Source organism: Gilvimarinus sp. 1_MG-2023 (assembly GCF_030548285.1).
Genome location: NZ_JAUOSC010001079.1, coordinates 1 through 268, shown reverse-complemented (window position 1 = coordinate 268; position 268 = coordinate 1). Strand labels below are relative to the sequence as shown.

Sequence of the window (268 nt, the reverse complement as noted above, 5' to 3'; positions counted from 1 at the left end):
ATTTGATACTATTTCTATCCCACCAGCATAAGCTATTACTTTGTTATCAGTTCTACAATATCCAGAAATAGAGATTTCTGTTGGAATACAGTCTGAGTCAGTAAATAGAATCCATTGGCCTTTTGATATTTCCACTCCTTTATTTCTGGCAGAAGCAGGACCCACCGGCTTACATTTAGACAGCCTCAACTTTACAGGATAATTTCTAGATATTTCAATCGGTAGACCAGAGTTATTATCAATAATTATAATTTCTAAAGGATAAAAC

The 268-nt window shown here is 34.0% G+C and carries 1 protein-coding gene; it reads right to left on the bottom strand.

The genetic code is table 11. The features are described 5' to 3' along the window. Positions 1–268 (bottom strand): glycosyltransferase family A protein (locus tag Q4563_RS20185; RefSeq protein WP_303605783.1); only part of this gene is annotated, 268 nt, incomplete at both ends.